Genomic DNA, 3,424 nt, shown 5'->3' on the forward strand with positions numbered 1-3,424 from the left:
CCCATTTAAGTGCAGCCCTAAGCTTATCGAAAATAAAGTTTACAGCTCTTTTTAAACCGTCTATAAGTGCAGAAGCAGCATCAGCCAACCAACCAAAGAAACCTCCACTCTCTTCTTCCGATTTTTTCTTTTTATCTTCTGCCTCTTGCTTAGCTGCCGCGGTTTTTTCTGCAGCTTCTTTATTGGCGTCATCATAATGTTTTTTTGCTTCGGTATTCCCTTTTTCAGTTTCCTTGCCAATTTTACCAATATGCTCTATCGCGCTATTTGTAGCTTTTGTTTTGAAATCGGTTTCTGTGGCATCCAGTTGTTTTTGCCAATCAATTCTGGATTCTGCAACCTGTTTCTGTGCGTTTTGTTGGGCTTTGTTTTGCGATGTTTTCGATTTAATCGTTTCATCACTAATTTGTTCATCCGTTTTTTGTTTCTCAACAATCAATTTTTGTTGATAAGCGGCTTCATCCTGYTGATATTTTTGCGATTGCTCTCCTATTTTTAGTGAGGCCTGGCCTGCAAGTGATGCATCAAGCCTTGCTGCGATCTCTGGTGATAGGTTTGATCCGGTGCCTAATGTTGTAGAATTCACACCCTGTGTTTTTTTGAATCGATGCTTACTTTTTATTTTTTCTTTTCCAGGTTTTTGTATTACATCATTTTCGCCAAAATCATTTTGAATTTCTTTCTGAGCATTGTTCTTTGCTATTAATAGATCTGCTGTTTGTTCTTCCTGTTCTTCAGATAGATTATTTATGCTGGCTTCACCTGTTAAAGTAAGTTCAGGGGCAGCGCCTAATTCATCCGGCAAATTGCTGGTATCTAAATTAATGTTACCCAGTTCATTTTGAGCTGCTCCTGTTATGTTTTCAGATCCCTCGCTATTTCCAAATCGTGATAAAAGTCCTGAAGGAACAAATCTTGCTTGTGGAGGAATAGCAACTTCCTCTACAGCCGGTGGCTGCCAATCGCCTTTGCCTTCAAATTTATTTTTAACTGTTGCGCTGGCCTTTGAGGCAATGTGTTTTGCCTTTGCTTTATTATTTTCGCCATAAGCACTGCCTGTACTTTCTGCAACGGTAGGCACAAGTTCTAAAGCTTTGTCTTTTTGCATCTGCATACTTTGAGATGAGATGCCTTTTGCCTGATTTAATGTTTCTGGTAACTGGGTAGCCGGAGTTGATTGTAGGATAACCAACATATCGCCAGGATTATCCGTTGCTGTTATAGTTGGTTTTTCTTCTGCTAAGCTTTCTGCTGCAACACCTTTTGCGCCAGCTGTTTTAGGAGTATCATTTCCTATTGGTGAAGTTGCCGGTTTTTCTGCTGTTTTAGATGTTGAAGTGGCAGCCTTACTAATACTGGATCCACCTTTGGATGACTCATCCGGCGGAAGAGTTTGAGAACCCTGATTATTAGCCGTTCCTGAAATATCCTTTTTATAAGTTTCATTTTTCTGCGGCTCAATCTCTCCGGTTTGTGTGGCTTTGGCGGCAGGATCAAAGGTTGTGTCTTGTTTCCTTTGCACAGCCTTATCTGTAACAGGGGCAGTTTGCTGTAGAACATGTGTAAGTTCGTGTGCAAGTAATCGTTTACCATCATCGGTTTCCGGGCGGTATTTTCCCTCGTTGAAATAGATGTCGTTTCCGGTGGTAAAAGCCTGGGCATTAAGTTCCCTGTTCATTTGTACCGATTCTTGCCCCGAATGTATTTTTACTGAACCAAAATCTGCACCAATCCTGTTTTCCATAAAGGATTTAGTTTGGTTATCCATAGCGGAGCCATTACCCCTGCTATTTTCTATTGAGGAAGTTAGATGATCACTAACTTTAAACTCACCATTACTTTTTGTTTGAACAAAGGGAGTAATATTTGTAGAAAGAGGTTTTTTATGGATGGTTTCCTCTTCCTCACATGCGGCACATTTAAGTTGGACAAAGTTTGCACTGCTTGAACGCATAACTTTATCAGCAACAGCATCTGCCTCTTTTTCAAACGGATCATCAGGACCACCAACATTCAATTTTGTTTGCAAAAAGAACGAGGCTTCGCCATCGGCCTGCAAGAGTTCATTTTGTTGCAGACTCTCCTGTCTGGCAGACGCAGCAGGTGCAATAATAGGTTCGGAAACAGAATCTTGTTTCACTTTAATTTAAATTGATGTAATATGGAGTTATGGATACTGAGCCAGGAAATAAGCGTAGATATTAGGGCGAAGCGCTTTTAAAGTAGCTGGCTGATTAATGTACATAGAAAATGCTTCGGCAAAATATTCACTTTCTGAAGTTTTTGTTGCAGCATATTCACTCATCCCCTTACGCAAGCCACCATCTTTTCCTAATGCTTCTGTAAAACTGCCTTTTGCCTTATCAGCGCTTAAGGCCTCACCTCCTTTTCCGCCAGAACCTTCATTTGGCCTATTATCTAGTGCATGACCAAATTCGTGGGCCATTATAAATGCTTTTTGAGGCAATGTAGCGCTGAAAAAATCACCATAAACTGTAATTCTTCTCTTCCAATCCGTACTGTCTTTAGGCTTGATCTGACTATATTCTGCAGACTCGTTTTTGGGCCCTTTTGGGCTTTGTCCCAAATGGACAGGTATACCCGTGGCCTTGCTTAAAATGGCTGTTGGCACTATATCTAAAGCTTCTAATACCTGATCAAATTTTGAGTCGCTCATGGTCTTTGATAAATCGGCTAACGGATCGCTTGTTACAGGAACTGCATTAGTTATCTGGTAGGTCGTTTCATACCTCTGGCGCCTTTGAGCTGGAGTTTCAGTATTCGTACGAGCAGTAAAATTGCTCAGTTTTTCTACAGCTAATTGAACGTTTTTCATTTTATTGGCCCCCTTTCCACTAACATCGAACTCAGTTGATGTGAATCGAACTATAGCATCAGGACCTTTTATTTTTGCATCTGCCGGATTTGTTTCTCCACTCAGATCTACGTGTTGTACCGTAGAAATATTGGTGATGGCGGCCTCTGTTGCATCTTTGTTTAAGTTAAAATTATAAAGTATCAATGCTCTCATTGCACTTTCAACCCACGCCTCTGTCGGATCAAAACCTTTTACTACATATGTAACATTGTATCCTGAGCGCACATCTCTAACAATACCTTTCTGGAAAAACAAAGAAATGTTTGTTTGAAGATTGAAACCGATATCGTAACGGATGTTCTGTCTCGTTGCTGCATCATATGATTCGAGATTTTGCACGGTGTCCTCTCCTGGCATTGGTGAACGTTGTATTGTATTTCCGTTTTGTTGTATGGTATGTGTTAACTCATGAGCAAGTAGATGCTTACCCTCTGCAGAATTTGGTCGATACATATTTTCATTAAAATAGATATCCTTACCAACGGTGAATGCCCGGGCATGCAATGAGGCAGAAAGTTGACTGGCATCAGTTCCACTATGGATATT

Annotated in this window: 2 protein-coding genes; both read right to left on the reverse strand. The window is 40.6% G+C overall.

From position 1 onward, the window contains the following. Positions 1 to 2,140: eCIS core domain-containing protein (locus AC1DG9_RS25225; RefSeq protein ID WP_477635480.1), on the reverse strand; the 2,140-nt coding region annotated here is incomplete at its 3' end. Between the two features lie 27 nt (positions 2,141 to 2,167). Continuing rightward, on the reverse strand, positions 2,168 to 3,424 hold a 1,257-nt coding region (locus AC1DG9_RS25230), incomplete at its 5' end, for an eCIS core domain-containing protein (RefSeq protein ID WP_477635481.1).

Source organism: Pedobacter sp. 05L430 (genome assembly GCF_056397585.1).